Below are 24,342 nucleotides of genomic sequence, written 5' to 3'. Positions count from 1 at the left end.
CTACTTCTCCTCTTGTTGGTCGAAAGATTGCTGCACATCCCGAAGCGCTTCGGTGCGCTCGACCAGGATGGTGCTGACGCCCTTGCGGCGCCCCTCTGTGCGCTCGGCGGTGAGCACGAGTCCGTCGGTCTCGACTCGAGATCCGGTGACCGGAAGACGCCCGAGCAATTTGGTCAGTAGTCCGCCGACGGAGTCGACTTCATCGTCGTCGAGCTCAAGATCGAAGAGTTCACCGAGTTCGTCGACGGCGAGCCGCGCGTTCACCCGGAACCTTCCGTCCGGCAGTTCCTCAACCTCGCGGCTGTCGGCGTCGTACTCGTCCGAAATGTCGCCGACGAGCTCTTCGAGCAGGTCCTCAAGCGTGACAAGGCCGGCGATTCCGCCGTACTCGTCGACGACCATGGCGAGGTGATTCGACTCGAGCTGCATCTGCTGCAGCATCGAGTCGGCCTTTTTCGATTCGGGGACGAAAAGCGCCTCGCGAGCCAGGCTGCGCACCGTAATGCTGTTGGCTTTGGCGTCGCCCTCATGCACGAGCCGGACGACGTCCTTGAGATAAAGGATCCCGACGACCTCGTCGACCTCTCCGTCTGTGACGGGGACCCGGGAGACGCCTGTGCGCAGGAAGAGGCTCATGGCCTGCTGAACGGTCACCGACGCATCGACGGTGACCATGTCCGTGCGCGGGATCATCACCTCGCGAACCACAGTTTCGTTGAACTCGAAGATGCTGTGGATGAGCTCGCGGTCGTCCTCTTCGAGCACGTCGAGCTCGGTCGCTTCGTCGACCATGCTCAGCAGTTGTTCCTCGCTCGAGAACGACGCATTGCGTGCGACCCCGGGTGTCACCCGGTTACCGAGGGCGACGAGGGCGTCGGCGAGGGGGCCGAGAAGCACCCGGATGAACCGAACGAGCGGCCCTGCCAGGCGAAGGATGGTGTCCGCATGGGTCCGCCCGTAACTGCGAGGGCTCGCACCAACCAGCACGAACGAAACAGCGGTCATGATGAGGGCGGACAGCAGCAGCACGAGCCACTGGGACTCGAGGCTGAACGCGAATGCCAGCGTCACGAGGACGGCGGCCGTGGTCTCGGCGAGGATACGGATGAAGTTGACGGCGTTGAGGTGCGCGTTCGGGTCGTCAGCAATCCCCTGAAGCGATGCGGAACGGCGCGAGGTCGACGCGAGTTCGGCGATGTCAGCACGTGACTTGACGCCGATCGCGGCGTCGACTGACGCCATCAGGCCGCCGAAGGCCACCAGAAGGATGGCGACGGCAATGAACCAAAAAAGTGTCATGGCCTAGGAACGGCGCTCCTCAACACTGAAGCCGAGCAGGATGTCGCGTTGAATGCCGAACATCTCACGCTCCTCGGCGGGCTCGGCGTGGTCAAACCCGAGCAGGTGCAGGATTCCGTGCGTCGTCAGGAGCAGTAGCTCCTGGAGTGTGGAGTGGCCAGCGGTTTCGGCCTGGCCCTCAGCGACCTGCGGGCACAGGACGATGTCACCGAGCAGTCCAGCCGGTGTTGGTGCGTCTTCGGTTCCGGGCCGCAACTCGTCCATCGGGAAGCTGAGCACGTCGGTTGGGCCTGGTTCGTCCATCCACTGTACGTGGAGCTGTTCCATGGCCGCCTCATCGACGAGAACTATGTTGAGGTCTGCTTCGCTCGAGACATGCATGACACCGAGGGCGTAGTCGGCCAGCCGGAGAATCGCCGCCTCGTCGACGGGGATGGCTGACTCGTTGTTGATCTCGATGCTCAAGAGCTTTTTCCTCTTCTCTGGGCGCGGTCGCGCGGTGCGGCGCCCCTGCGTTCTGCCCGATTGGCGAATTCCTGAGCCTGGCTTCGCTCGAAGCGTTCTGCCTGCTTGACCTGGTCGTACTCGCTGTAGGCGTCGACGATTCGGCCGACCAGGCTGTGCCGGACGACATCGTCGCTCGTGAGCCGCGCAAAATGAATGTCGTTGATGCCATCGAGAACGCGAGTGACGAGCCGGAGGCCGGAGGCCCCAACGGGCAGGTCGACCTGCGTGATGTCACCGGTGACGATCATCTTGGAGCCAAAGCCCAAACGGGTGAGGAACATCTTCATCTGTTCCGGTGTGGTGTTTTGAGCTTCATCCAACACGATGAAGGCATTGTTCAGTGTGCGACCACGCATGTACGCCAGGGGCGCCACCTCAACGGTTCCGGTCGCGAGCAGCTTGGGCACGAGCTCCGGATCCATCATTTCGTTGAGCGCGTCGTAGAGCGGGCGAAGGTACGGATCGATCTTGTCCGTCAGAGTCCCCGGCAGGAACCCGAGGCGCTCCCCCGCCTCAACGGCGGGACGGGTCAGAATGATGCGTTCGACTTCTTTGCGCTGAAGCGCTTGAACCGCCTTGGCCATCGCCAGGTAGGTTTTACCGGTTCCGGCGGGGCCGATTCCGAACACTATGGTGTTCTCGTCAACGGCGTCGACGTACTCTTTCTGACCGAGGGTCTTCGGCCGGATCGTCTTGCCGCGTGAGGTGAGAATGGACTGCCCGAGCAGCTCGGAGGGCCGCCCTGACGCGTCATCGAGAATGCGGGCCGATGACCGCACTTCGATCGGGTCGAGGTCCTGTCCCTGCTTCACGAGTTCGATCAGTTCCTCGATCAGCAGCCGTGCGGCCCGAACCTGATCGGGGTCACCGCTGAGGGTGATTTCGTTTCCACGAACGTGAAGCGAAACCCGGGGATATTGGGTTTCGATGGTGCCAAGCAGGCGGTCCTGTGCGCCGAGGAGTCGCACCATCGCGACGCCGTCAACGTGCAACCGCGCTTCGGCTGTGTCGGGTGACGACGGCGATGCAGCGTCCCGATCCTGCGATGCCCGGTTTGGTGTCGTCGGTTCGGGCGGGGCGGATTGATCTTGTGATTCAGGCAAGTGTTCCCTCTCCAAGGGGCCCAGCGAGGACGTGGGCATGAACGTGAAAAACTGTTTGTCCGGCCGATGGGCCGGTGTTGAAGACGAGGCGGAAGTCGCCGCCTGCGCGTTCGGTTGCAAGCTGCTGCGCCAGGGCGACCATCTCGGCCATCAGACCTGGGTCGCCTGAAGCGAGCTCAGCCACATTCCGGTAGCTCTCCGTCTTCGGAACGACCAGCAAGTGAACCGGCGCCTGCGGTGCGATGTCCTCGAATGCGATGAGGGTGTCGGTCTCCGCGACGATCGTTGCTGGGATTTCGCGTGCAATGATGCGGCTGAAAATGCTGCGCTCAGTTTCGGACATGGCTCTATCCTACGAACGGAGCGACGGTTGTGACCGGGCTTGACACGTTACCAGCGCCCGAGAGCGAGGTTCAGCACGGCGAGTGCCGCCGGACCCGCAGTCGACGTCCGTAGAACGGTGTCTCCCAAACGGACTGCTCTGGCGCCGGCAGCCGTCAGACTGGCGATCTCCGCCGGGCTGATTCCGCCCTCGGGACCGACGACGAGGAGGATGTCGCTCGACGATTTATCGCCGTCGACCGGCGCGAAGTCGGAGAGCCTGTCGGTCGCTGTCGGTTCAAGCAGCAGCACCCTGGACTCCGCCGCAAGCGTTGCGAGTTCTGCGGTGCTCACGATCGGCTCGACGGGAGGAACAAACGAGCGAATTGACTGCTTCGACGCTTCGCGAACGATGGTTTCCCACCTCGCCCTGCCCTTCTCCTTCTTCTGGCCCTCCCAGCGGGAGACACTGCGGGAGGCTGCCCACGGGATGATGCGCGAGACACCCAGTTCCGTGGCCGCCTGGATGGCGAGCTCGTCGCGGTCGCCTTTGGCGAGGGCCTGAACGAGGACGAGGCCAGGAGTGACCGGCTCGTCGTTCCGGACGGCCGAAACGCGGATGCCGACACGGCCAGCCTCGATCGTCTCAATGATTCCCCACACGAACAGGCCACGACCGTTTCCGACCAACAGATCGTCTCCGACCTTCGCTCGGCTCACCGTTGTGACGTGTTTGGCCTCGGGCCCGGAGAGCTCGATGAGCTCTCCGGGTCGTGTTTCGGTGAGGGTTTCGTTGAGGTAGAGGTTCGCCACGTTAGCCCAGGAACTTGTCGCGGAGCTTGGAGAACAGACCCTGCTGGAAGTGTCCAAGCTGCGTGTCCTGCTGCTTACGACCTGCGGCGAACGACTTGATCAGGTCCTTCTCGCGGTGGTCCAGCTTCGTCGGCGTGACGACCTGGATCCCGATGCGCAAGTCACCACGGCCATTACCGCGGAGCTTGGTGACGCCGCGACCCTTGATCGTGAGCACTTCGGAACTTTGGATTCCCGGCTTCAGGTCGAGGTCCACATCACCGTCGAGAGCGTGAATTGTGGTCTCGACGCCGAGGATGGCATCCGTCATTTGCACGTCAAGGGTGCAGAGCAGATCGTCACCGTTCCGACTGAAGACGTCGTGGTTGCGCACCTTAATCTCGAGGTAGAGGTCGCCGTGCGGGCCACCGGCCTGGCCGATTTCGCCGCTGCCCGGCATTTGCAGGCGCAGTCCGGTGTCGACGCCCGCCGGGATGTCGACGGGGACCGAGCGACGCGCGCGAACGCGGCCCTGGCCCTGGCAGGAGACGCAGGGCGAGACGATGATCGTGCCGTATCCGCGGCAGCTGCCGCAGGGGCTCGACGTCATGACGTTGCCGAGAAGCGAGCGCACTGCCCGCTGGATCTGGCCGGACCCGTGGCAGATGTCGCAGGTAATCGGTGAGGTGCCCGGCTGGGAGCAGGACCCCTGGCAGGTCTCGCAGAGCACTGCGGTGTCGACCTCGAGGTCGCGGTGGGTACCGAAGATGACCTCGTCCAGGTCGATCTCGACCCGCAGGAGGGCGTCCTGGCCACGCTCACGCCGAGACTTGGGTCCACGCTGGGTCTGCCCGCCACCGAAGAAGGTGTCAAAGATGTCGCCGAACCCACCGAAGTTCGCCCCGCCGCCCATTCCGCCGGAGCCGCCCATGTCGTACTGCTGGCGCTGCTTGGCGTCGCTGAGCACGTCGTAGGCGTGCGTCACTTCTTTGAACCGTTCGGACGCGTCGGCGCCCGGATTCACATCGGGGTGCAGTTCGCGGGCAAGCCGGCGGTATGCCTTCTTGATTTCATCGGTAGTCGCCTCGCGCGACACTCCGAGTACTTCGTAGTGGTCAGCCACTCATGGCCCTTCGTCGTTGGGAAGCTGGTGCGCTCGAGGAGCTTCCGGGTAGTTCACTGCGCCGAGCCGCGCAGAAGTGTAATTAGTTTTCGCCAATCTGGCGGGAGAGGTAGCGTGCGACCGCGCGCACGGCTGCCAGGTTGTTTGAATAATCCATTCTCGTCGGTCCGAGGACACCGAGCCTGGCAAGTTCGCCAGCAGAGGAACGATAGTTGCTCGTGATGATGGACGTTTCGCTGAGTCCGAACGACGCGTTCTCCCGTCCGATGCTCGCGGAGACACCATGGGAGTCCGTCGCCATCTCCCCGAACAACCGGAGCAGCACGACCTGTTGTTCGAGCGCCTCAAGCACGGGGTAAAGACTTCCGGAGAAATCTTCCTCAGTGCGGGCGAGATTGGCGGCCCCGGCCATGATGAGCTTGTCGTGCCGGTATTCCGCCAACTGGTCGGTGAGAGCAGCGATGATGCGTTCGAGGAGCGCGGTGTCGTCTGGCGAAGCTCCGTCGGTCAGCGAGTCGAGGATGCCGGACGCCTCCTCGACCCCAAGTCCGACGAGCGTTGCGTTGACCCGCGACTTCATCGACTCGAGCCGTTCCTGGGAGACCGGGCCGTGGATTTCCACGACGCGTTGTTCCACACGACCGGTGTCGGTGATGAGAACAGTGAGAAGTCGGTGATCGCTCAGTCCGACGATTTCGACGTGGCGGACCGTCGCCCGCGCGAACGACGGATACTGCACGATCGCTACCTGGTTTGTGATCTGAGACAACAGTCGAACCGTGCGCACCAGAACGTCGTCGAGGTCCACGGACTGGCCGAGGAACGTTTCGATCGCTTCTTTCTGTGCCGGTGAAAGAGGGCGACGCTCGACCAGTTGGTCGACAAAGAGCCGATATCCCTTGTCGGTCGGGATGCGCCCGGACGAAGTGTGCGGGGCGCTGATCAGCTCTTCTTCTTCGAGCTGCGCCATATCGTTGCGGATGGTCGCTGCGCTGACGCCGAAGGAGTGGCGGTCGACAATACCCTTCGACCCCACCGGCTCTCGACTGGCGACGTAGTCCTGCACTATGACGCGAAGAACCTCGAGACTTCGTTCGGAGACCATGTCCGTTCTCCCTCCGCTCCCTGAGAATCCGTCGGCGCGCGTTCAGCCGAGTCGGATTGGCACTCTTTGCTCCTGAGTGCCAATTCTAGCGCCGCGCTTCGCGAGGTCGTAATTGTTGTTGGCGTTGCTCGCGTCGGGTAAATCGCAGTACCGTGGGGTCACCACCGGGCGCACACCTGTGCAGCGACGATCGTCGATGCGGCCGGGCGTACTGCTCCCTCTGATTGAAAGGCCAAGGCCATGACCGACCCGAACACCCCTCCCCAGCCAGAGCCCACGCCGGGCGAGGGTGGCCCCGTTCCTCCTCAGCAGCCCTACGGCGGCCAGGTTCCTCCACAGCAGCCACCGTACGGGGCTCCTCAGCAGCCGCCTTACGGTGGGCAGCAGGCACCCTACGGTTCACAGCAGCCGCAGTACGGGGCACCTCAGTACGGCGGACCACAGCAGCAGTACGGTGGGCAGCAGCAGCAGTACGCTGGCCAGCCGGGTGCACCCCTGACGCAGGCGGACGACAAGCTGTGGGCATCGCTTTCGCACTTCGGCGGAGCGCTCGGCGCGTTCCTCGGCGCCGGTACCGCTGGCTGGATCGCACCACTGGTGATTTACCTGGTCTTCAAGGACCGCGGACCGTTCACACGCCAGGAAGCCAAAGAGGCGCTGAACTTCCAGCTCACCATCACCATCTTTGTGGCGGGCCTGTACCTCGTCGGCACCGTCCTCGCCTTGATCCTGATCGGCTTCCTGCTCTACCCGTTGGCCGCTGTCGTCGGCATCGTGGGCATCATCTTCGGCATCATCGGCGGAGTGAAGGTCAACGGCGGCCAGGCCTACCGTTACTTCTTCGCGTTCCGCATGGTGAAGTAGCCAGCGGAACAGCACGTCAGGCGGTAAGCCGCCGAACGACAACATCTGCCAGAAGCCGCCCTCGCAAGGTCAACTCGATCGTCCCGGCGAGGGCGGCTTTGGCGTTAACCAGGTCATCCGCAATCAAACCCGCAACAGCCACGCGCGCTTCGCTTGCCAGCGACTTGATCTGTATGCCATCGCGAGTACGGGCGCCGAGCAGGACACGCTCCAGCTCGCGCGCGTCGCCGTCAAGCGTTTCCCTGCCCACCGCGGGCGAAACCCCGTCAGCCATCCGACCCGCGTATGCGGCCGGATGCTTCACGTTCCACCACCGCACGCCGCCAACGTGACTGTGCGCTCCCGGGCCGACTCCCCACCAGTCCTGACTCTGCCAGTAAGCAAGATTGTGCCGTGATCGCGAGGATCGCGAGGTGGACCAGTTGCTGACCTCATACCAGGAGAACCCGGCGGAGGCGAGACGCTCATCGATCAACTCGTACATATCGGCCTGAAGATCCTCGTCAGGGAGCGCGACAAACCCCGACTTGATTTGCCGAGCGAGCTTCGTCCCCTGCTCGACGATAAGTGAATACGCCGATATGTGATCCGGCTGTGTGGCGAGAGCAGCGTCGACCGACGTTTCCCAGTCGTCGAGCGTCTCGCCCGGCGTGCCGTAGATGAGGTCCACACTCACCTGCAGGCCGGCTGCCTTGGCCCATTCGACTACCATCGGGACCCGCGCGGGGTCATGAGTTCGCTCCAGAGTGGCAAGCACCCGCGGCACGGCGGACTGCATTCCGAAGGACACCCGGGTGAAGCCCGCGTCAGCGAGTTGGCGAAGGTAGCCTGCGTCGACCGAATCAGGGTTCGCTTCCGTCGTGATTTCCGCATCAGGCGAGACACCGTGGTGCGCGCGAACCGCCTCGAGCATCCGGACGAGGTCGGACGCCGGCAGGAGCGTGGGGGTGCCTCCCCCGAAGAATATTGTCTCCACTTCACGGTGCGGCAACCCTGACTGCTGCAGTGCCCGAGCGGCGAAAGCGACCTCGGCCGCCGCTTCATCGGCATAGTCAGATTGTTTGGCCCCGCGGAGCTCGGTCGCCGTGTACGTGTTGAAATCGCAGTAGCCGCAACGCACCCGGCAGAACGGAACGTGCAGGTAGAAGGCCAGTGAGCGCGAATCTGCGCCGTCGACCGCCGACGCGGGAATCATGCCGTCCGGCGGTGCCGGATCACCGAGCGGAAGTGGTCCGGCCATTACAGACTTCTCAAATACGACGTGGCCACTTAGGTGGCCGGGCCCGTCCACAGCGGGGAGAGCGCACGAAGATATGCCGTCGTCAGCCGCTTTCGCCGCATCGTCATGGCAGGCGGGAAGAGTCGGTAGCGCAGAGCGAGCGGGCGCATGAACGAGCGAGCTTCGAACCAGACTGAGTCGTCGTCGCGGCGGGTGATGCGGAAGGAGTCCTCACCGCTCACTCTCTTGCCACCAACCGTTCCGTAGGCGAACGCGACAACGTCAGGTTCCTCGATGAGGTACACGACACGGATGTTTTCCTCGAGGCGAAACATACCAATGCGACCGTGCAACCGGGCTGTTGTGCCGGACGCAACATACGGGGTGCCGTCGGCGGCGAATCGCTGCTCGGTCGACAGGTGGATCGGCTCGAGGGCTGATCCGTCTTCGGCGTACCGGATCCCGCCGTAGCGTTCGCCTTCCCCGGACTGAATGTCATCGACACGCAAACCGGCGCCGCGCTGAACTGCCCAGCTCAGCAACGACGTCGACGCAGATTCGAAGCGCTCAGCTCCACTCCCCAGGCGGATCGATGCCTCGTATGGCACAAATCCGTGGGGCGGGTACTGCATAAGGTCGTGCGCCTGGGTGGCGCCGACTGCTGCGTAGTCGACGGGCTGGTCTTCGAAGTTGCTGCGGCGCATGGGCTACTTTTTGTCCTTCGCGACCTCGGTGTCACCGCTCAGCGCAGCGATGAACGCCTCCTGTGGGACCTCAACGCGGCCGACCATCTTCATGCGCTTCTTTCCCTCTTTCTGCTTCTCGAGCAGTTTGCGCTTCCGGCTGATGTCACCGCCATAACACTTGGCGAGCACGTCCTTGCGCATGGCCCGAACCGACTCCCTCGCAATGATACGAGCGCCGATGGCCGCCTGGATAGGAACTTCGAACTGCTGGCGCGGAATGAGTTTCTTCAGCCGCTCGGTCATCAGCAGCCCGTACGCGTATGCCTTGTCACGGTGGACGATGGCGCTGAATGCGTCGACCTGCTCACCCTGGAGCAGGATGTCGACCTTGACGAGGTCAGCGGTCTGCGAACCGGACGGCTCGTAGTCGAGCGAGGCGTAGCCCTGCGTGCGGCTCTTCAAGTGGTCGAAGAAGTCGAAGACGATCTCGCCGAGCGGCATCGTGTAGCGCAGTTCGACCCGGTCTTCGCCGAAGTACTCCATGCCGAGAAGCGCGCCACGGCGCCCCTGGCACAGTTCCATGATCGTTCCGACGTAGTCCTTGGGAGCGAGGATGCCGACCTTGACCATCGGTTCCTCCACGGTGGAGATCTTGCCGCCCGGGAACTCGCTCGGGTTCGTGACCGTGACCGTCTTCTTGTCGTCGGTCGTCACCTCGTAGGTCACGCTTGGCGCTGTCGCAATGAGGTCGAGGTTGAATTCGCGTTCCAGCCGTTCGGTGACGATCTCAAGGTGCAGCAGTCCGAGGAAGCCACACCGGAAACCAAACCCAAGGGCGACGGATGTTTCCGGCTCGTAGTTGAGGGACGCGTCTGAGAGCTTGAGCTTGTCGAGCGCATCGCGGAGAACCGGGTAATCGCTGCCGTCAATCGGGTACAGACCCGAGAACACCATTGGTTTGGGGTCGGTGTAACCCGGAAGCGGATTGGTGGACGGCTTGGTGGCCGTCGTGACGGTGTCACCGACCTTCGACTGCCGAACGTCCTTCACACCAGTGATCAGGTAGCCGACCTCGCCGACACCGAGTCCCATGGTTGGAGCGGGCTCGGGCGAGCTGACGCCGATCTCAAGCAGTTCGTGAACCGCACGCGTTGACATCATCTGGATGCGCTCACGTGGGCTCAGCTGCCCGTCGATCATTCGCACATAGGTGATCACGCCGCGGTAGGTGTCGTAGACGGAGTCGAAAATCATCGCGCGGGCGGGCGCGTTGGGGTCACCGACCGGGTTCGGGATTTTCTGAACGACACGGTCAAGCAAAGCTTCAACACCCATGCCGGTCTTGCCGGACACCTGGAGAACGTCTTCAGGCGATCCACCAATGAGGTTGGCGATCTCCTTGGCGTACTTCTCAGGGTCGGCGGCAGGCAGGTCGATCTTGTTGAGAACCGGAATGATCTCCAGGTCGTTCTCCATGGCCAGGTACAGGTTCGCGAGCGTCTGCGCCTCAATGCCCTGCGCCGCGTCGACAAGAAGGATGGCACCTTCACACGCCGCGAGCGAACGCGACACCTCGTAGGTGAAGTCGACGTGCCCCGGGGTGTCGATCATGTTAAGGGCGTAGGTCTGCCCGTCGAGCTCCCACGGCATGCGAACGGCCTGGCTCTTGATCGTGATACCGCGCTCGCGCTCGATGTCCATCCGGTCCAGGTACTGTGCACGCATGTCGCGGTCAGCGACAGCTCCAGTGACAGACAGCATCCGGTCTGCCAGCGTCGACTTACCGTGGTCGATGTGCGCAATGATGCAGAAGTTGCGGATGAACGACGGATCGGTAGCGGCGGGCTCGAGTGCCTTAACAGCTTTGGGGCTCACGCGTTCCTCAGGATTCAAGAGTGGGACGGACTAACTCCCCATTGTCCCACGGAGACGAAGACAGTCGAGCCGACAGCATTATCGAGAACGGATGCCACGGGGCGGCGTGTGAGGCTGCCGCACGAATTTCTCGTAATTGGTGTCGGCTGATAGAGTGACTTGTTGACTTGCGTGTGGAGAAATTCCGCACGATCTTTCGTCGGAATGCGCCCTCTCTCGCTGACCGGCACTTCCATTCAGAACACAACGAAAGCGTATAAACGTGGCAAACATTAAGTCGCAGATCAAGCGAATCGGCACCAACAAGAAGGCAACCGAGCGCAACAAGGCGGTCAAGAGCGAGCTCCGCACCGTCGTGCGCCAGGCCCGTGCAGCGATCGTTGCCGGTGACAAGGCTGTGGCAGAAGCGACCGTGAAGACCGCGTCGAAGAAGCTCGACAAGGCCGTCAGCAAGGGCGTCATCCACAAGAACCAGGCTGCGAACCGCAAGTCGGCCCTCGCCAAGAAGGCCGCTGCACTCTAAGCATTCCGACTTCGGTCGTTCAAAAAGGCTCCGCTTCGGCGGAGCCTTTTTTGTTGCCTGCGTGCTGCATCACCGCGGCGGCACGAAGCTCACAGCCTGGTGGCGAGCACCTCTTAGCGCGGCAGGCGTCCACGCCCGGCGACGGTATGCACCATGCGCTCGAGGGCGTACACCGGGTCACGGCCCTCGCCCTTCACGCTGGCATCCGTGTCGGCAAGCACTTGGATGCAACGGCCGAGCCCCTGATCTGTCCACCCGGACAGGTCACGCCGAGCCCGGTCCACCTGCCACGGCGCAAGTCCGAACTGACGGGCAAGGTCAGCAGACGATCCGCGGCCGCCCTGCACCTTCGCCATCGTGCGGAGCTTGCTGGCGAACGCGGCAACGAGCGGAACCGGGTCTGCTCCGGAGTCGAGAGCATGTCGCAGCCCAACGAGGGCCTCCGCGTAGCGACCGGCAATCGCCGCGTCGGCGACGGCGAACGCGTTGGTCTCCACCCGGCCGCCGTAGTAACGATTGACAACAGCTTCTGTCACCTCAGCGCTGCTGTCCGAGATGAGCTGCGCACACGCGCCAGCCAGCTCGGCGAGATCGTCGGAGAATGCGGACACGATGGCCCGGAGAGCAGCGGGACGGATCGACTTACCTGCGGCCTTGAACTCCGCGGCGGCGAAGTCGAACTTGTCACTGTCTTTCTTCAAATCCGTACAGACGACTTCGATGGCGTTCGCCTTGCTCGCCCGAACCGCATCGAGGAGCTTCTTTCCCCGCACGCCTCCCCCGTGCCGCAGCACGACGTACGCGCCGTCTGCCGGAGACTCGAGGTAGTCCAGCGCGTCGAGAAGAAACGCATCGGTGCTCTTTTCGACGTTGCTGATGCGAACGAGGCGCGGTTCGGCGAACAGGGAGGGACTCGCGAGCGTCAGCAGTTCACCTGGCGCATAGCTGTCGGCCTGGATGTCGTTGACCTCCAGGCTCGGGTCCTCAGCCTTGAGGAAGTCGCGCAACAGTTTGATGGCACGATCCGCCAGAAAACTTTGGGGCCCGGAGACCAGGACGACAGGTGCTGGTCGAACCTCGTTCCAGCCCAGCTGGGGAATCGCGACTTTCGTCGCCGTTCGAGCGGATGCCCCGCCTCGTGCAGCTGCCACCATTCACCGTCCTTCGGTTTCAAGCTTACCGGCGCACCCTGACAGCATCACGGGCAGCCAGCCGCGGCGTGCTCCGCCCACACCGTCAGCCCCGAATCGGACGGCCCGAGCACGACCATGCCGCACCGGTCGGTGCGAAGTGCGGTCGTCCCCGACCCGCGCAGAAGGTCAAGAATCGACGGTGCCGGGTGGCCGTAGTCGTTGTCTGCGCCGACCGAGATGAGCCCGGCGCGCGCGTCGACCTGCCGATACAGGCGCTCGCTCTGGTCGGCGGACCCGTGGTGGGCCACCTTGACGAGATCCACCGTCCCGCGGAGCGCCCGCGTGGCCAGGAAAGCTTCCTGGGCTCGCTCGGACAGGTCGCCGAGGAAGAGCGACCGGATCCCATTGCCGTCGAAGACCGTGACGACGCTGCCGTCGTTTCCGGTCGGCGGGCTCCGTGTTCGTGCCGGTGGCCAGAGCACCTCCCACGCGGTTGACCCGAGCCGTCCCCGCGTACCGGCTGCCACCTCGGAAACGTGAGCTCCTGCCGCAGACAGGTCGCGCAGCATCCGCTCGTCAATTGAATTTTCAGGAACGCCGGTGAGCACTCGGTCGGTTCGACCGGTGACCGCTCGGACACCACCTACGTGATCGAGGTCGAAGTGAGTGAGCACCAGAAGGTTCACCCGGGAAACGCCGAGGACGTCGAGGCAGTCGCTGAGCAGCGCCGGGTCGGGTCCGGTGTCGATGAGGGCGACGACACCTGAACTGCGAATCAGCACGGCATCACCCTGCCCAACATCGCACGCGGCGTAACTCCAATCCTTGGGCAACGAGAGTCGCGGCCCGATTCCACCGGCGACCAGTGTGCCCGCGTATGCGCCCCCAGAAACGACGAGGAGCGCCGAGAGCACGAGCGCGATACGTCGTCGCTCACGTGTTCGCGCGAGCGGGATCGCGATGGCCGCCGCTGTGATCGCGCTCAGCAGCACTGCACCGATTCCTCCCTCGAGCCACGGCAGGCGTGCGCCCGGAAGCGTGGACAGTGTTGTGGCGATGCCGGCGATCCACGACGCCGGCAGCCAGCCGAGCCACAGGGCGAGCCAACTGAGCGGTGGGAAGGCTGTTGCCGAAAGGCAGCCAAGCAGGCCAAGCAGGGTCGCTGCCGGAGCGGCCGGCGCGGCGAGCAGGTTGGCCGGGATACCGTACAGCGGCAATGACGCATCAAGTAGGATCAGCACAGGTTGGCACGCGAGCTGGGCGGCAAGCGGGATCGCGATCGCCGCAGCGATCGGGCGCGGCATCCATATGGTCAGCGCTCGGGTCAGCGGACGGGTGAGAGTGAGCAGCCCCGCCGTCGCCAGAACAGACAGCGCGAAGCCGTAGCTGCGGGAAATCCACGGGTCGCCGACGACGAGCACCAGAACGACCAGACTCAGGACGGGGAGGCCAGCGACGGGCCTGCCGCTGGCCAGAGCGAGGAGTACGGCGACCGCCATCAGTGCGGCGCGGACGACGCTCGGCTCGGGTGTCACCAAAATGACGAACAACCCCAGCCCGACCAGGGCGCCGACGATCCGGAGCCAGCGCGGCGACCCGAGAGCGGACAGCAGCATCACGATGACCGCAACGATTACAGCGCAGTTCGCGCCGGACACCGCTGTGAGGTGGCTGAGCGAACTCGCCTTCATGGACGCGTCAAGTTCCTCCGAGACCGCGCTGGTGTCACCTGTCGCGAGCCCGGGCAGCAGTTCACCGCCCATTCCGGGCAACTCTCGGGCCTTTTCGACCAGGCCAGCTCGCATCTGCGGTGCCCACGCCAGCCAGGCCGGTGGTTCCGCAACAGTGGTCACCTCCCGGGCGAAGATCAGCGCGGCCGCCCGCTCCCCCGGCTCTGTCAATTCCACCTGCCCGGTCACCGACACTATTTCGCCGATCACCGCGACGCCGTTCGGCCCTGTCTCAGCGAAAACGACGACCGGTACCGACGCCGCTGCCCTCGCGCGGCCCACCGTGATCTCGATCACGGTCCCGCGGATTCTCTGCTCGGCCTCGCTGGGCTGACCGGCGTCCGTCGCCCGGTCCCATGGGTGAGCCTGGTTGCCCACTTGCAGCTCTGTCTTGTCCGTCACTGAGAGAGTCACCGTAACCGAGCGACCCGAGTCGACAGCTGAAGTCAGAAGGGGCGGCGAACGTGACGCATCACGAAGCGTGAGAACGGATGCCACGAGCGAGACGGCAAGGAACGTCACGGCGACCACGCCCTCCCAACCCGCCAGTCGCCGGCGAGTTTTGTTGTCCCGCGCGTGGCGAGGAACCGAACGCTTCCGGCCGCGCCGCACGGCGATCGCCGCAAGCGCCAGTGTGAGCATCAGAGCACCGATCGCAACCCACACGGCCATCCTGGGCATGCCGACGAGAACTGCAGCGGCGATCCAGGCCGCAATGGCAGGACAAGTGAGTCGCTGATCGCTGGCGTTCACACAGTCACCAGATCTTTGAGCGCATCGAACGTCTTCTCGCCAATCCCGGTGACGTTCATCAGGTCTTCGACGGCGGTGAACGGTCCGTTGGCGTCGCGCCAGGCGATGATTCGTGACGCCATCTCTGGTCCGAGGCGCGGCAGCTCCTCGAGTTGTTCGCTCGTCGCCGTGTTGAGATTGACCTTGCTGGGAGCTGTGGCTCCCCCACCCGGCGGTGCTGCGGTTCCGGGCGGGCCGGCCCCGATCTCAGGAACGAGGATCTGCTCACCATCGACGGCGAACCGAGCCAGGTTCACGCCCCGTTGATCTGCGTTTGGCGTGAATCCGCCAGCCGCAGCCACGGCGTCGAGCACGCGGTCTCCGTCGCGCAACTGATAAACACCAGGCGCCGCGACCGCGCCGAGGATGTGGACGTAGACCGCGACTCCGCTCGGCTCGGTGCTGGTCGGCAGCGTGGGCGGCGGCGAGACAGCGAGGGTCGATGTGCTGCCCGCCGAGCCCAGGAGTGAGATGACCACAGCGACAGAGAGTCCGCCGATGAGCAGCACGAGAAGGGCGCTGATGCCCAGGCGGACACGCGCAGGGCGACGGCTCCGCAGAGACACCGGCGTTCGCTCCGACGCACGATGCGCTGGGCGCGGGTCTGACTGCAGAGTCATGCCTGCAAGCCAACCCAGTTTCATGGGACTGCGCGTCCCGACACCGCCGGGTGTGAGGAAAAGAAAAGGCCCGCCGCCCTGTGAAGGGGCGGCGGGCCGAGACGATGCAGCTTACTTACGGGTGGCGATGCTCACCACTCGGGGGGCTCGCACAACGACGTTGACGATCTCGCGGTCACCGATGGCGCGAACGACCGCGGCCGAGGCACGTGCCTGCTTCTCGAGTTCGTCCGAGTCGATCTTCGGCGAGACCTCGAGGCGGTCGCGAACCTTGCCGTCGACCTGCACAACACAGGTGACGCTCTCCTCGACGAGGAGTGTCGGGTCGGCCTTGCGCCAGAGCACCTTCGCCACAGTCGGCTCATAACCGAGCTTTTCCCACATGTCTTCCGCCGTGTATGGCGCAAACAGGTTGAGGGCCACGGCCGTGACTTCCGCTGCTTCCCGCACCGCGGCATCCGCTGGGCCAGCACCGGTGTCGATGACCTTGCGGGTCACGTTGACGAGTTCCATCAAGCGCGCGATGACGACGTTGAACTTGAACGACTCAACCAGGCCTGGTGCATCGGCCAGGAAGCGGTGAGTCACGCGACGAAGGGCCGGGTCGCCCTTCTTCCAGACGACGTCCGGTGCGCTCGTGACGTCCTGCGCCACACGCCAGGCGCGTGCCAGGAACTTCGCCGAACCGGCCGGAGACACGTCGGCCCAGTCGATGTCATCTTCTGGCGGGCTGGCGAACGCGAGGGTCACGCGGAGTGCGTCAGCACCGTACAGTGACAACTCGCTCGCGAACTCCACGAGGTTGCCACGGCTCTTGGACATCTTCGCGCCGTCCATGAGCACCATGCCCTGGTTAAGCAGCGACGTGAACGGCTCTGTGAAGGTCAGGTAGTCGAGGTCGTAGAGCACCTTGGTCATGAACCGCGAGTAGAGCAGGTGCAGGATCGCGTGCTCGACTCCGCCAACGTACTGGTCGACCGGCGCCCACCTCTCGGCCTCGGCCGGGTCGAAGGCGACAGTGTCGGAGGTCGCGTTGAGGTAGCGCAGGTAGTACCAGGAGCTGTCGACGAAGGTGTCCATCGTGTCCGAGTCGCGCTGGGCCGGACCATCGCAGTTCGGGCAGGAAACGTTGATCCAGTCCTCGGCCGCACCGAGCGGGCTCGTGCCCTTCGGCTGCAGGTCGAGACCTTCAGCGGATGGCAGCTTGATCGGCAGCTGGTCTTCGGGGACCGGAACCTCACCGCACTTGTCGCAGTGAATGATCGGGATCGGGGTGCCCCAGTAGCGCTGGCGAGAGATCAGCCAGTCGCGCAGGCGGTAGTTCTTGGCGCCGCGGCCGAAGCCGGACGATGTCAGCGCCTCGGTCACCTTGGCGATGGCGGCGTTCTTCGAGAGGCTGTTGAACGGGCCGGAGTTGATCAGGCGGCCAGGCCCGACGAGTGCTTCTCCGGTGACCTTCGGGTCTGTCGGCGGCAGATCGTCTGGCAGCTCACCGTCGATGAGCACAGGGATGGCTCCGGTGACGGGCTGGTTGGTGTCGACGACAACCCGGACGGGCAGGTCGAACGCGCGCGCGAAGTCGAGGTCACGCTGGTCGTGGGCTGGGACGGCCATGATGGCGCCGTGGCCGTAGTCGGCGAGGACGTAGTCGGAGGCCCAGATCGGGATGCGCTCACCGTTGATCGGGTTCACAGCGTACCGCTCGAGGAAGACGCCGGTCTTCTCGCGATCCGTGCTGAGCCGATCGATGTCACTCTCGCCTTTGACCCGGTCGAGGTACTCGGCGAACGCGGACTGCGTTTCCGCTGGAGCATCGGTGACGAGCTCCGCAGCAAGCTCGCTGTCGGCGGCGACAACCATGAAGGTCACGCCGTAGAGGGTGTCGGGGCGGGTGGTGTAGACCGGAACGACCCCGTCGCGGCCCTCGATGGTGAAGTCGACATCGGCACCGGTTGAGCGACCAACCCAGTTGCGCTGCATGCTGAGCACCTTGGTCGGCCATGCGCCCTCAAGCTGCTTGAGGTCGTCGATGAGGCGGTCGGCGTAGTCGGTGATACGGAAGTACCACTGGTTGAGCTTCTTCTTGGTGACGAGGTTGCCACAACGCTCACAGCGACCGTCGACGACCTGCTCGTTCGCGAGAACCGTCTGGTCGAACGGGCACCAGTTGACGGCGCTGTCCTTGCGGTAGGCCAGGCCCTTCTTGTACAGCTGCAGGAACAGCCACTGTGTCCAGCGGTAGTACTCAGGGTCTGAGGTGTGGAGTTCACGGTCCCAGTCGAACGAGGGCGCGTAAGTGCGGAAGCTGTTCTTCTGCTGGGCGATGTTCTCGTAGGTCCAGCCGCTCGGATCGACACCGCGCTTGATGGCGGCGTTCTCGGCTGGCAGGCCGAAGGAGTCCCAGCCGATCGGGTGCAGAACGTTGAAGCCCTGCTGACGCCAGTAGCGGGCGACGATGTCGCCGAACCCGAACGCTTCGGCGTGGCCCATGTGCAGATCGCCTGACGGGTACGGGAACATGTCGAGCACGTACTTGCGGGGGCGGCGATCCGTGGAGTCGCTCGTTGCGAAGGGCTTCATTTCGTCCCACACGGGTAGCCACTTTTTCTGGATCGCGGCAAAGTCGTATTTGTGGCCGGCCTGATTCAGTTCGTCGTGTGACACGGGGCTCTCATTCATAAGCTGGGAAGGAACCGTCCGGGGAGCGGGGCGAGCTCATCACGGTCCAGCCAACTAGCCTACTTCCTGTTGGCTACACCGAGCGCATCCAGAAGTGCCGCGGCTTTGAGGCGGGTTTCGTCGATTTCTTCCTCGACGACGGACAGAGCCGTGATGCCACCGCCTGTTCCGAGAGACGCACCTTTGTCATCGATCAGGATGCTGCGAATCACCATGGCAAGGTCGACGGCACCGTCGGCGCCGAAATAGCCGAAGGCACCTGAGTACACGCCACGCGGACCCGCTTCCAGACTGTCGAGAAGAGTCATCGCGGAGATCTTTGGAGCGCCGGTCATTGATCCGGCGGGGAACGCGGCCGCGACCACATCGACAGCTGTGACGCCGGGCGCCTGTTGCGCTGTCACCGTGCTGACCAGCTGGTGAACCTGGGCGTAGCTTTCCACCGCCAGGAGCTCACTCACCCGGACGCTGCCGAGTGCGGCCACCCGGCCGAGGTCGTTGCGCATGAGATCGACGATCATCAGGTTCTCCGCGCGTTCTTTTTCGCTAGCCAACAGGTCGAGGCGCTGCGTGGCATCCGCTTCGAAATTGTGACCGCGTGGGCGCGTGCCCTTGATCGGGCGGGTGGTGATGGTGCCGTCCGGGGTGATGCGAAGGAATTGTTCGGGAGACGAACTGACCAGCGCCACCCCTCCGATCCGGAGCAGGCCGCCGTGATGAGTCGGGCTGACGTGCCGGAGCCGCCGATACACCGCGACGGGCTCGAAGCTGCCGTCGACGAGCACCTCGTTTGTGACGCACAGCTGGTAGGCGTCGCCGGCGCTGATGCGTTGCTGTGCGCTCCGGATGAGGTCGCCGTAGGCCTGTCTGTCGTGCCGCCAGCGAGCGGACGCGTCGGTCGCGAGCGGCGCATCGAGTGGGGGTTGGGCCTGTTCCAGGGAATCGATTCTGCCCAGCCAGTCGAAGTCGGCATCATCCGCGGCCGAGTCCTGGGTCACCAGAGCGGTCACCGCGCGGCGTTCGTGGTCGAAGACAAGCATGCGCTGCGGCTGGAGGAACGCGGCGTCTGGATACCGCGAGCTGTGCCGCGGGGTGTGCTGAAGCTCAGCACCGACCTCGTACCCGAGCCAGCCCACCCAGCCCGGCACAAATTCGCCGGTCGAGATCGGGTGGTGTGGTTCGCGCAGCACATCGGACAACGCGTCAAAGATCGTTCCCGCAGTTGTTTCGGCGTCTGCACCGTGCGAGTGGGTCACGGTGCCCGTGTCGACGGACGCGGTCAGGGTGCGGTTGCCGTCGCCGAGGTAGCTGTACCCGGTGACGGCGTCCCTCCCGCTGTCCAGCCAGAAGGATTGCTCCGAGCCGGCGAACAGGGCGAGGAAGGCCGTTTCGGGGTCGATCCACGCCGACAGGGCACGCGACGTTGTTCGGAGTTTCACATTTCCACCCTAGGTCGCGCCGGGTTCGCCTCCGTCACGCACGCGACATACACTTCCTTCCATGGGGGTTCGGAATACGGCAACAGATCTGACCATGCGTGCGATGAACACGGTTCACCGCCTCGTGCTCGCCCTCTCGCGCGGCCGCGTCGGCCAGACTCTCGGGCGAATGGACGTCGTCGAGCTGCACACGGTTGGCCGCTCGACCGGCATCGTCCGATCGACGCTGCTGACCGCCCCGATCGCCGAGCCGGAGCGTCTGGTGCTGGTCGCATCAAAGGGCGGAAACGACGCTCATCCGCAGTGGTACCTCAACCTTCGCGCTCAGCCGAACGTCGAGGTAACGGTCGATGGTGAGCGGAGGAAGTTTCGAGCACGCACCGCAACACCGTCCGAGAAGGCCGAGCTGTGGCCGACGATAGTTGCGGCCTACCCGGGGTACGCCAGGTACCAGAGCAAGACTGATCGCGATATTCCGGTGATCGTCTGCGAGCCTCTGCGCGCGCCCGAAGAAAGCTGAGTGATCAGCCCGCCTGGGCGATCCGTCGGATCAGGGTGGAAGCGTGAACGAGGATGTCTTCGGCCGACCCGGACGCCGACTCGGCGAACAGTTTCTGCAGGGCGAAGCGCAGGGCCGTGAACGCGAGAGCGACAACCATCGCTGCCTCGTCGCGCAGGTCATCCCCGGTTCGTTTCTCTACGGCGAACCGCCGTAGGACGAGGTCGGTGAGGTCGGCTTCCTGCGTGTTCATCCACACCATCTGGCGTCCGAGGAGTTCAGGTGTGGTCGTGATGATGAGAAACCTGGCCTGAAGAAGCTCGGCGTCCAGGGTGTCATCCAGAAGAGCGGATGCCACGATTCTCACGAGATCGAGGACGATATCGTCACCACGCTCCGCGACGAATCGCTTTCCGTCGAGAGCGTCGAGTGAGGGCGGGGGTCCGAGGATCACACCCTCTTTCGATCCGAAATAGTTGAAGAACGTGCGCTGCGAAACTTGGCTTTCATCGCACACCATCTCGATCGTGACATGGTCGTACCCGTGCTCGCGCACCAGTCGGATCGCGGTTTGCTCGATCGCGGAGCGGGTCGCCGCACGCTTGCGCGCGCGGAGGCCGACCGGTTGTGCGTCAGTGTCACTCATGGTCTCTCCTTTGTACCTCACAACGGTGATTGTGGTGCCACCGACTGCAGTGTGCCGTGCGAGATCCGAATGCGACGATCGACAATCGACGCCGGAACGTCCGCATGGGAGATGAGGATAACTGCGCGACCCGCGTCGTTCGTGGCGCCGAGCAGGTCGCGCAGCAGGCTCTCTGCGAGATCGGCTTCAACGTTCGCGGTCGGCTCGTCGAGCACGATCACCGGGAAATCGCGAAGCAGCGCTCGAGCGAGGGCGATGCGTTGGGCTTGCCCGCCCGAGACGAGCGCGCCGCGCTCCCCCACCCTGGAGTCCAGCCCGCCACGGGCGACCAGCCATTGCCCGAGCCCCACCCGGTCGAGAACGTCCGTGAGTTCGGCGTCGGTCGCGGTGTCGCGTGCAAAGAGCAAATTTTGCCGGATGCTTTCATCGAACAGGTAGGGCACTTGCTCACACAACCCGACGAAACCCCGAACGGATTCAAGCGGGAGGTTTCGCACGTCCTGACCGGCAAGCAGGTACGTGCCGTCGTACTCGAGGAACCGCACAAGCACATGCGCCAGCGTCGTCTTTCCGGCACCGCTCATTCCCTCAATCAGGACGCGCTCTCCTGTTTCGATTCGCAAAGCGTCGACGGTGAGTGCCGGCTGCTCCGCACCAGGCCAGGTTGCCTGGACCCCCGACAGCTCGAGCACTGGTGCCCCAGGCTGCGGCGCCCACCCAGCGCTTCCGCCATCGAGCGGAAGCTCCGCCGGCACGTCAGCCGGGGCGATCTTCGCGATTCGTTCGGCGCTGGATCGCACCTGCCGCCATGCGCTCGCAGCGAGCGGAACGCTCGCGACGATTTCGAAGACGGCCAGCGGCACCAGCACGATAACAGCGAGTGCCGGTCCGCTCAGCGTGCTCCCCGCGGTCGACACCGCGGGTATCCCGGCAACGAGCGACCAGGCGACCGCGAGCCCGGAAAACAAGGAGAGTGACGCCCCGGCGATTCCAACGCCGGCAGCCCGTGCGGTCAGCGCCCTGGTGAGTGCGGCGTCCGCTGCCTCCACGGTGCGCCTGCCCGATTGCTCGGCTCCGTAGGCAATGAGGACATCGAGATTGCTCAGGTAGTCCAGGACGGCGTCCACAAGCGCCGCACGACGCGGGGCGAGCGACCTCTCGGCTGATGCGGCCAATCGGGCGGCAACAAGGGTTCCGATGAGGAAGGCCGCGAGCAACGCAATCGCCAGGCCGACCGCCGCGGCCGGTGACAGAATCGCCACAACCCACACGGCGATGGCTGCGACACCGACGGATGTCACAAGCGGCTGGAGCACGCGAAGCGGCAGGTTCTGCAGCTCATCCACATCCGAGACCAGGGACGACAAGAGCGAGCCGCGGCGAGAACGCCCCAGTCCGTCTGGTGCAAGCGGAATGAGCCGACGAAGCAGGTCCACCCGCACCGTTTCGAGCTGACGGAAGGCGGCGTCGTGGCTGGCCAGCCGTTCCAGGTATCGGAAAAAGGCGCGTCCGAGGGCGAACGCCCGCACGCCGACGACGGCCATGGACAGATAGAGGATCGGGGGCTGTTCGGCTGCACGAGTGATCAGGTACGCGCTCGTTGCCAACAGGGCAACCGTGCAGAGAGCTGCGAGGATCCCGAACAGCACACCGAGAACGCCACCTGTCGTTACCGGGAGGGCGGTTCTCAGGATCGCGAATGTCTCACGGCGTCCGGTTTTCGAAGCGGCACTCATACCGTCACCGCCGATCGGGGCGAGATCCGAACGACCGAGTCGGCGCGCTCGATCACGGCCTGCCGATGGCTGACCACAACGACCGCGATGCCTGTGCGTGCCACGGCAGCGAGTCCATCGAGAAGACGCGCCTCTGTGGCGTGGTCGAGGGCGGAGCTTGGCTCGTCGAGGAGCAGCACCGCGCAGCGACGGTCGAGTGCGCGGTAAATGGCACGTGCAAGGGCGACGCGCTGCGCCTGGCCACCGGAAAGGCCTGCCCCACCAACCCCAACGGGGAGGTCGGGGTCGAGCTCTGGCGCGGCTGCGAGCTGGAGCGCCCGGCCGACCAGGCCGAGGTCGACCTTGTCGGAACCGAGCGCAACGTTGTCGGCGATTGTGCCCATGCTGAGTGAAGGGCGCTGCCCGGCCCAGGCTAGCCAGCCGCGTTCCGTCGCTGACGACGAAATCGGATGCCCGCCAAGGCTGACGGACCCGGAGTACGGTGCAAAGCCGAGAATCGCCGCGAGCAGACTGGACTTGCCGACACCACTTGGACCGGCAAGAACGGTCAGGACTCCCGGAGTAAAGTCGACGGAGACCGGCGCCGCTACGGCACCCTCCCCGTAGTCGACCGTGACGTCCCGGAGGGACAGCACCCCCGAGACCAGAGCGCCGTGATCGAGCGCGGGAGTCGCGTCGGCCGGGATCTTCCGTGCGTCGTCAAGCAGGGCGAATGCGTCGTCAGCCGCGGCAACGCCCTCGGCCGACGCATGGAAGTTCGCTCCAACTTGGCGCAGCGGCAGGAAGGCTTCCGGAGCGAGCAGCAGCACAAAAAGGCCAACAGACAAGCCGAGTGAGCCGTCAACCAGCCGCAGGCCGATGGAGACCGCGACAAGCGCAACCGACAGGCTGGCCGCCAGTTCGAGCGCGAAGCTCGAGAGGAAGGAGATCCGCAGCACACGCATCGTCTGGACCCGATAGGCGGTCGTGATTGATCGCATCCGTTTGACCTGTCGGAATTCTCTACCGAAAATTTTGAGGGTTGCGAGGCCACCGAGCGTGTCTACGAAGCCGCTGGAGAGGTCACCGAGCACTGACCACTGCTTTCGCTGGACCGCCTGGGTAGCCCAGCCGATCAGCACCATAAAGACGGGAATGAGCGGCAGGGTCACCAGAATGAACACCGCGGACACCCAGTCGGAAAGAAGCACAACGAACACCACGATGGGCGTGACGATGACGGTGAGGATGAGCTGGGGCAGGTATTTCGAGAAGTAGTCGTCGAGTGCGTCCATGCCCCTGCCGAGCAGCGTCGCGACGCGGGCGCTGTTGCGCTCGGCCAGAAACGAGGGACCGAGCCGACGCACCGCGTCGAGTACCCCGAGCCGCAGCTCGCTCTTGACCTTTGCAGCGCCGCGGGCTGCGATCAGGTCCTGTGCGTAAACCAGGCCGGCCCGCAGTAACGCGACTGCGGCCAGTATGCCGATGTACGGGGAGAGCTCGGTGAGGCCGCGGCCTTCGATCGCCCCGGTGACGCACTCGGTGATGAGCCACGCGAACGCCAGGATGCAGGCGGTGGTCGCTAGACCGAGGGCTGCCCCACCGGCCAGGAACCATCTGGCGCTGACCGCATAGCGAAGGAGTCGGGGATCAAGGGGACGCACCTTCACAG

At 64.4% G+C, this 24,342-nt stretch carries 21 protein-coding genes; 3 read left to right on the top strand and 18 right to left on the bottom strand.

Translation table 11 applies throughout. The features are described from left to right. The 7 genes from D9V28_RS03930 to hrcA all read right to left on the bottom strand — a co-directional run bounded on the left by D9V28_RS03930 (position 1) and on the right by hrcA (position 6,250). Entirely contained in the window at positions 1 to 1,299 is a 1,299-nt protein-coding gene (locus tag D9V28_RS03930; protein WP_121658364.1) for a hemolysin family protein, read from the bottom strand. Between the two features lie 3 nt (positions 1,300 to 1,302). After that, complete coding sequence (ybeY, locus tag D9V28_RS03925) at positions 1,303 to 1,764, bottom strand: rRNA maturation RNase YbeY (RefSeq protein ID WP_121658363.1); 462 nt, start codon at positions 1,762 to 1,764, stop codon at positions 1,303 to 1,305. Further along, positions 1,761 to 2,777 carry a PhoH family protein gene (locus tag D9V28_RS03920; RefSeq protein WP_229727758.1) on the bottom strand — a complete coding sequence of 339 codons (1,017 nt, stop codon included), beginning with the start codon at positions 2,775 to 2,777 and terminating at the stop codon, positions 1,761 to 1,763. Before D9V28_RS03920 ends, ybeY begins: the two co-directional genes overlap by 4 nt. Before the next feature lie 124 nt (positions 2,778 to 2,901). Then, entirely contained in the window at positions 2,902 to 3,252 is a 351-nt protein-coding gene (locus tag D9V28_RS03915; protein ID WP_121658361.1) for a histidine triad nucleotide-binding protein, read from the bottom strand. Between the two features lie 47 nt (positions 3,253 to 3,299). Continuing rightward, positions 3,300 to 4,043: a 16S rRNA (uracil(1498)-N(3))-methyltransferase gene (locus D9V28_RS03910; protein WP_121658360.1), complete on the bottom strand. Its 744-nt coding sequence runs from the start codon at positions 4,041 to 4,043 to the stop codon at positions 3,300 to 3,302. Position 4,044: 1 nt separating this feature from the next. Beyond that, positions 4,045 to 5,145 (bottom strand): molecular chaperone DnaJ, encoded by a 1,101-nt coding sequence (gene dnaJ / locus D9V28_RS03905; protein WP_121658359.1) that lies wholly within the window; start codon positions 5,143 to 5,145, stop codon positions 4,045 to 4,047. Between the two features lie 82 nt (positions 5,146 to 5,227). Next, complete coding sequence (gene hrcA / locus D9V28_RS03900) at positions 5,228 to 6,250, bottom strand: heat-inducible transcriptional repressor HrcA (RefSeq protein WP_121658358.1); 1,023 nt, start codon at positions 6,248 to 6,250, stop codon at positions 5,228 to 5,230. Positions 6,251 to 6,490: 240 nt separating this feature from the next. Between hrcA and D9V28_RS03895 the strand changes: the two genes are divergently transcribed. Beyond that, positions 6,491 to 7,114, top strand: coding sequence for a DUF4870 domain-containing protein (locus tag D9V28_RS03895; RefSeq protein WP_121658357.1), 624 nt, complete (start codon positions 6,491 to 6,493; stop codon positions 7,112 to 7,114). 16 nt (positions 7,115 to 7,130) lie between these two features. Here D9V28_RS03895 and hemW read toward each other — a convergent pair whose 3' ends face one another. Genes hemW through lepA form a run of 3 tightly spaced genes read right to left on the bottom strand, consistent with a single transcriptional unit; the run spans position 7,131 to position 10,894 of the window. Continuing rightward, complete coding sequence (gene hemW, locus D9V28_RS03890; protein ID WP_121658356.1) at positions 7,131 to 8,354, bottom strand: radical SAM family heme chaperone HemW; 1,224 nt, start codon at positions 8,352 to 8,354, stop codon at positions 7,131 to 7,133. 29 nt (positions 8,355 to 8,383) lie between these two features. Beyond that, positions 8,384 to 9,037, bottom strand: a complete 654-nt coding sequence (locus D9V28_RS03885) for a DUF1990 domain-containing protein (protein WP_121658355.1) — start codon at positions 9,035 to 9,037, stop codon at positions 8,384 to 8,386. A 3-nt stretch (positions 9,038 to 9,040) separates the two neighbouring features. Further along, positions 9,041 to 10,894 (bottom strand): translation elongation factor 4, encoded by a 1,854-nt coding sequence (gene lepA / locus D9V28_RS03880; protein WP_121658354.1) that lies wholly within the window; start codon positions 10,892 to 10,894, stop codon positions 9,041 to 9,043. Between the two features lie 262 nt (positions 10,895 to 11,156). Here lepA and rpsT point away from each other — a divergent pair, with 262 nt between their 5' ends. Further along, positions 11,157 to 11,417, top strand: coding sequence for a 30S ribosomal protein S20 (rpsT, locus tag D9V28_RS03875; protein WP_121658353.1), 261 nt, complete (start codon positions 11,157 to 11,159; stop codon positions 11,415 to 11,417). Positions 11,418 to 11,530: 113 nt separating this feature from the next. On the opposite strand, the gene holA is transcribed toward rpsT, so the two are convergent. The 5 genes from holA to D9V28_RS03850 form a co-directional block, all read right to left on the bottom strand. Beyond that, positions 11,531 to 12,571 (bottom strand): DNA polymerase III subunit delta, encoded by a 1,041-nt coding sequence (gene holA, locus D9V28_RS03870; protein WP_121658352.1) that lies wholly within the window; start codon positions 12,569 to 12,571, stop codon positions 11,531 to 11,533. 44 nt (positions 12,572 to 12,615) lie between these two features. Further along, the gene (locus D9V28_RS03865; protein ID WP_121658351.1) at positions 12,616 to 15,033 is read right to left on the bottom strand and encodes a ComEC/Rec2 family competence protein; all 2,418 of its coding nucleotides are present in this window, start codon (positions 15,031 to 15,033) and stop codon (positions 12,616 to 12,618) included. After that, positions 15,030 to 15,692 (bottom strand): ComEA family DNA-binding protein, encoded by a 663-nt coding sequence (locus D9V28_RS03860; protein WP_121658350.1) that lies wholly within the window; start codon positions 15,690 to 15,692, stop codon positions 15,030 to 15,032. The genes D9V28_RS03865 and D9V28_RS03860 overlap by 4 nt, the downstream gene beginning before the upstream one ends. 111 nt (positions 15,693 to 15,803) lie before the next feature. Next, positions 15,804 to 18,356, bottom strand: a complete 2,553-nt coding sequence (leuS, locus tag D9V28_RS03855) for a leucine--tRNA ligase (protein WP_183086415.1) — start codon at positions 18,354 to 18,356, stop codon at positions 15,804 to 15,806. A 74-nt stretch (positions 18,357 to 18,430) separates the two neighbouring features. Then, a complete protein-coding gene (locus D9V28_RS03850; RefSeq protein ID WP_121658348.1) occupies positions 18,431 to 19,810 on the bottom strand; it encodes an anthranilate synthase component I family protein in 1,380 nt (459 codons plus the stop codon). Between the two features lie 61 nt (positions 19,811 to 19,871). Here D9V28_RS03850 and D9V28_RS03845 point away from each other — a divergent pair, with 61 nt between their 5' ends. Then, the gene (locus D9V28_RS03845) at positions 19,872 to 20,330 is read left to right on the top strand and encodes a nitroreductase/quinone reductase family protein (protein ID WP_220700443.1); all 459 of its coding nucleotides are present in this window, start codon (positions 19,872 to 19,874) and stop codon (positions 20,328 to 20,330) included. Positions 20,331 to 20,334: 4 nt separating this feature from the next. Here D9V28_RS03845 and D9V28_RS03840 read toward each other — a convergent pair whose 3' ends face one another. From D9V28_RS03840 to cydD, 3 genes are read right to left on the bottom strand one after another with little or no spacing between them, the layout of a single operon-like run. Continuing rightward, positions 20,335 to 20,955, bottom strand: a complete 621-nt coding sequence (locus tag D9V28_RS03840) for a TetR/AcrR family transcriptional regulator (RefSeq protein WP_121658347.1) — start codon at positions 20,953 to 20,955, stop codon at positions 20,335 to 20,337. A 17-nt stretch (positions 20,956 to 20,972) separates the two neighbouring features. Further along, positions 20,973 to 22,691 (bottom strand): thiol reductant ABC exporter subunit CydC, encoded by a 1,719-nt coding sequence (gene cydC, locus D9V28_RS03835; RefSeq protein WP_121658346.1) that lies wholly within the window; start codon positions 22,689 to 22,691, stop codon positions 20,973 to 20,975. Continuing rightward, complete coding sequence (gene cydD, locus D9V28_RS03830; protein WP_147440905.1) at positions 22,688 to 24,334, bottom strand: thiol reductant ABC exporter subunit CydD; 1,647 nt, start codon at positions 24,332 to 24,334, stop codon at positions 22,688 to 22,690. Before cydD ends, cydC begins: the two co-directional genes overlap by 4 nt. Between the last annotated feature and the right edge of the window lie 8 nt (positions 24,335 to 24,342).

Origin of the sequence: Mycetocola zhadangensis (assembly GCF_003668565.1) — a bacterium.
Lineage (GTDB): Bacteria > Actinomycetota > Actinomycetes > Actinomycetales > Microbacteriaceae > Mycetocola_A > Mycetocola_A zhadangensis.
This window is presented reverse-complemented; position numbering and strand designations above follow the sequence as displayed.

Excerpts from the sequence above, each read along its gene's own strand:
- D9V28_RS03930 (WP_121658364.1), bottom strand. The coding sequence starts at position 1,299 with ATGACACTTTTTTGGTTCATTGCCGTCGCCATCCTTCTGGTGGCCTTC.
- D9V28_RS03920 (WP_229727758.1), bottom strand. The coding sequence starts at position 2,777 with ATGGTGCGACTCCTCGGCGCACAGGACCGCCTGCTTGGCACCATCGAA.
- D9V28_RS03915 (WP_121658361.1), bottom strand. The coding sequence starts at position 3,252 with ATGTCCGAAACTGAGCGCAGCATTTTCAGCCGCATCATTGCACGCGAA.
- hrcA (WP_121658358.1), bottom strand. The coding sequence starts at position 6,250 with ATGGTCTCCGAACGAAGTCTCGAGGTTCTTCGCGTCATAGTGCAGGAC.
- D9V28_RS03895 (WP_121658357.1), top strand. The coding sequence starts at position 6,491 with ATGACCGACCCGAACACCCCTCCCCAGCCAGAGCCCACGCCGGGCGAG.
- hemW (WP_121658356.1), bottom strand. The coding sequence starts at position 8,354 with ATGGCCGGACCACTTCCGCTCGGTGATCCGGCACCGCCGGACGGCATG.
- D9V28_RS03885 (WP_121658355.1), bottom strand. The coding sequence starts at position 9,037 with ATGCGCCGCAGCAACTTCGAAGACCAGCCCGTCGACTACGCAGCAGTC.
- holA (WP_121658352.1), bottom strand. The coding sequence starts at position 12,571 with ATGGTGGCAGCTGCACGAGGCGGGGCATCCGCTCGAACGGCGACGAAA.
- D9V28_RS03860 (WP_121658350.1), bottom strand. The coding sequence starts at position 15,692 with ATGACTCTGCAGTCAGACCCGCGCCCAGCGCATCGTGCGTCGGAGCGA.
- D9V28_RS03845 (WP_220700443.1), top strand. The coding sequence starts at position 19,872 with ATGGGGGTTCGGAATACGGCAACAGATCTGACCATGCGTGCGATGAAC.
- D9V28_RS03840 (WP_121658347.1), bottom strand. The coding sequence starts at position 20,955 with ATGAGTGACACTGACGCACAACCGGTCGGCCTCCGCGCGCGCAAGCGT.
- cydC (WP_121658346.1), bottom strand. The coding sequence starts at position 22,691 with ATGAGTGCCGCTTCGAAAACCGGACGCCGTGAGACATTCGCGATCCTG.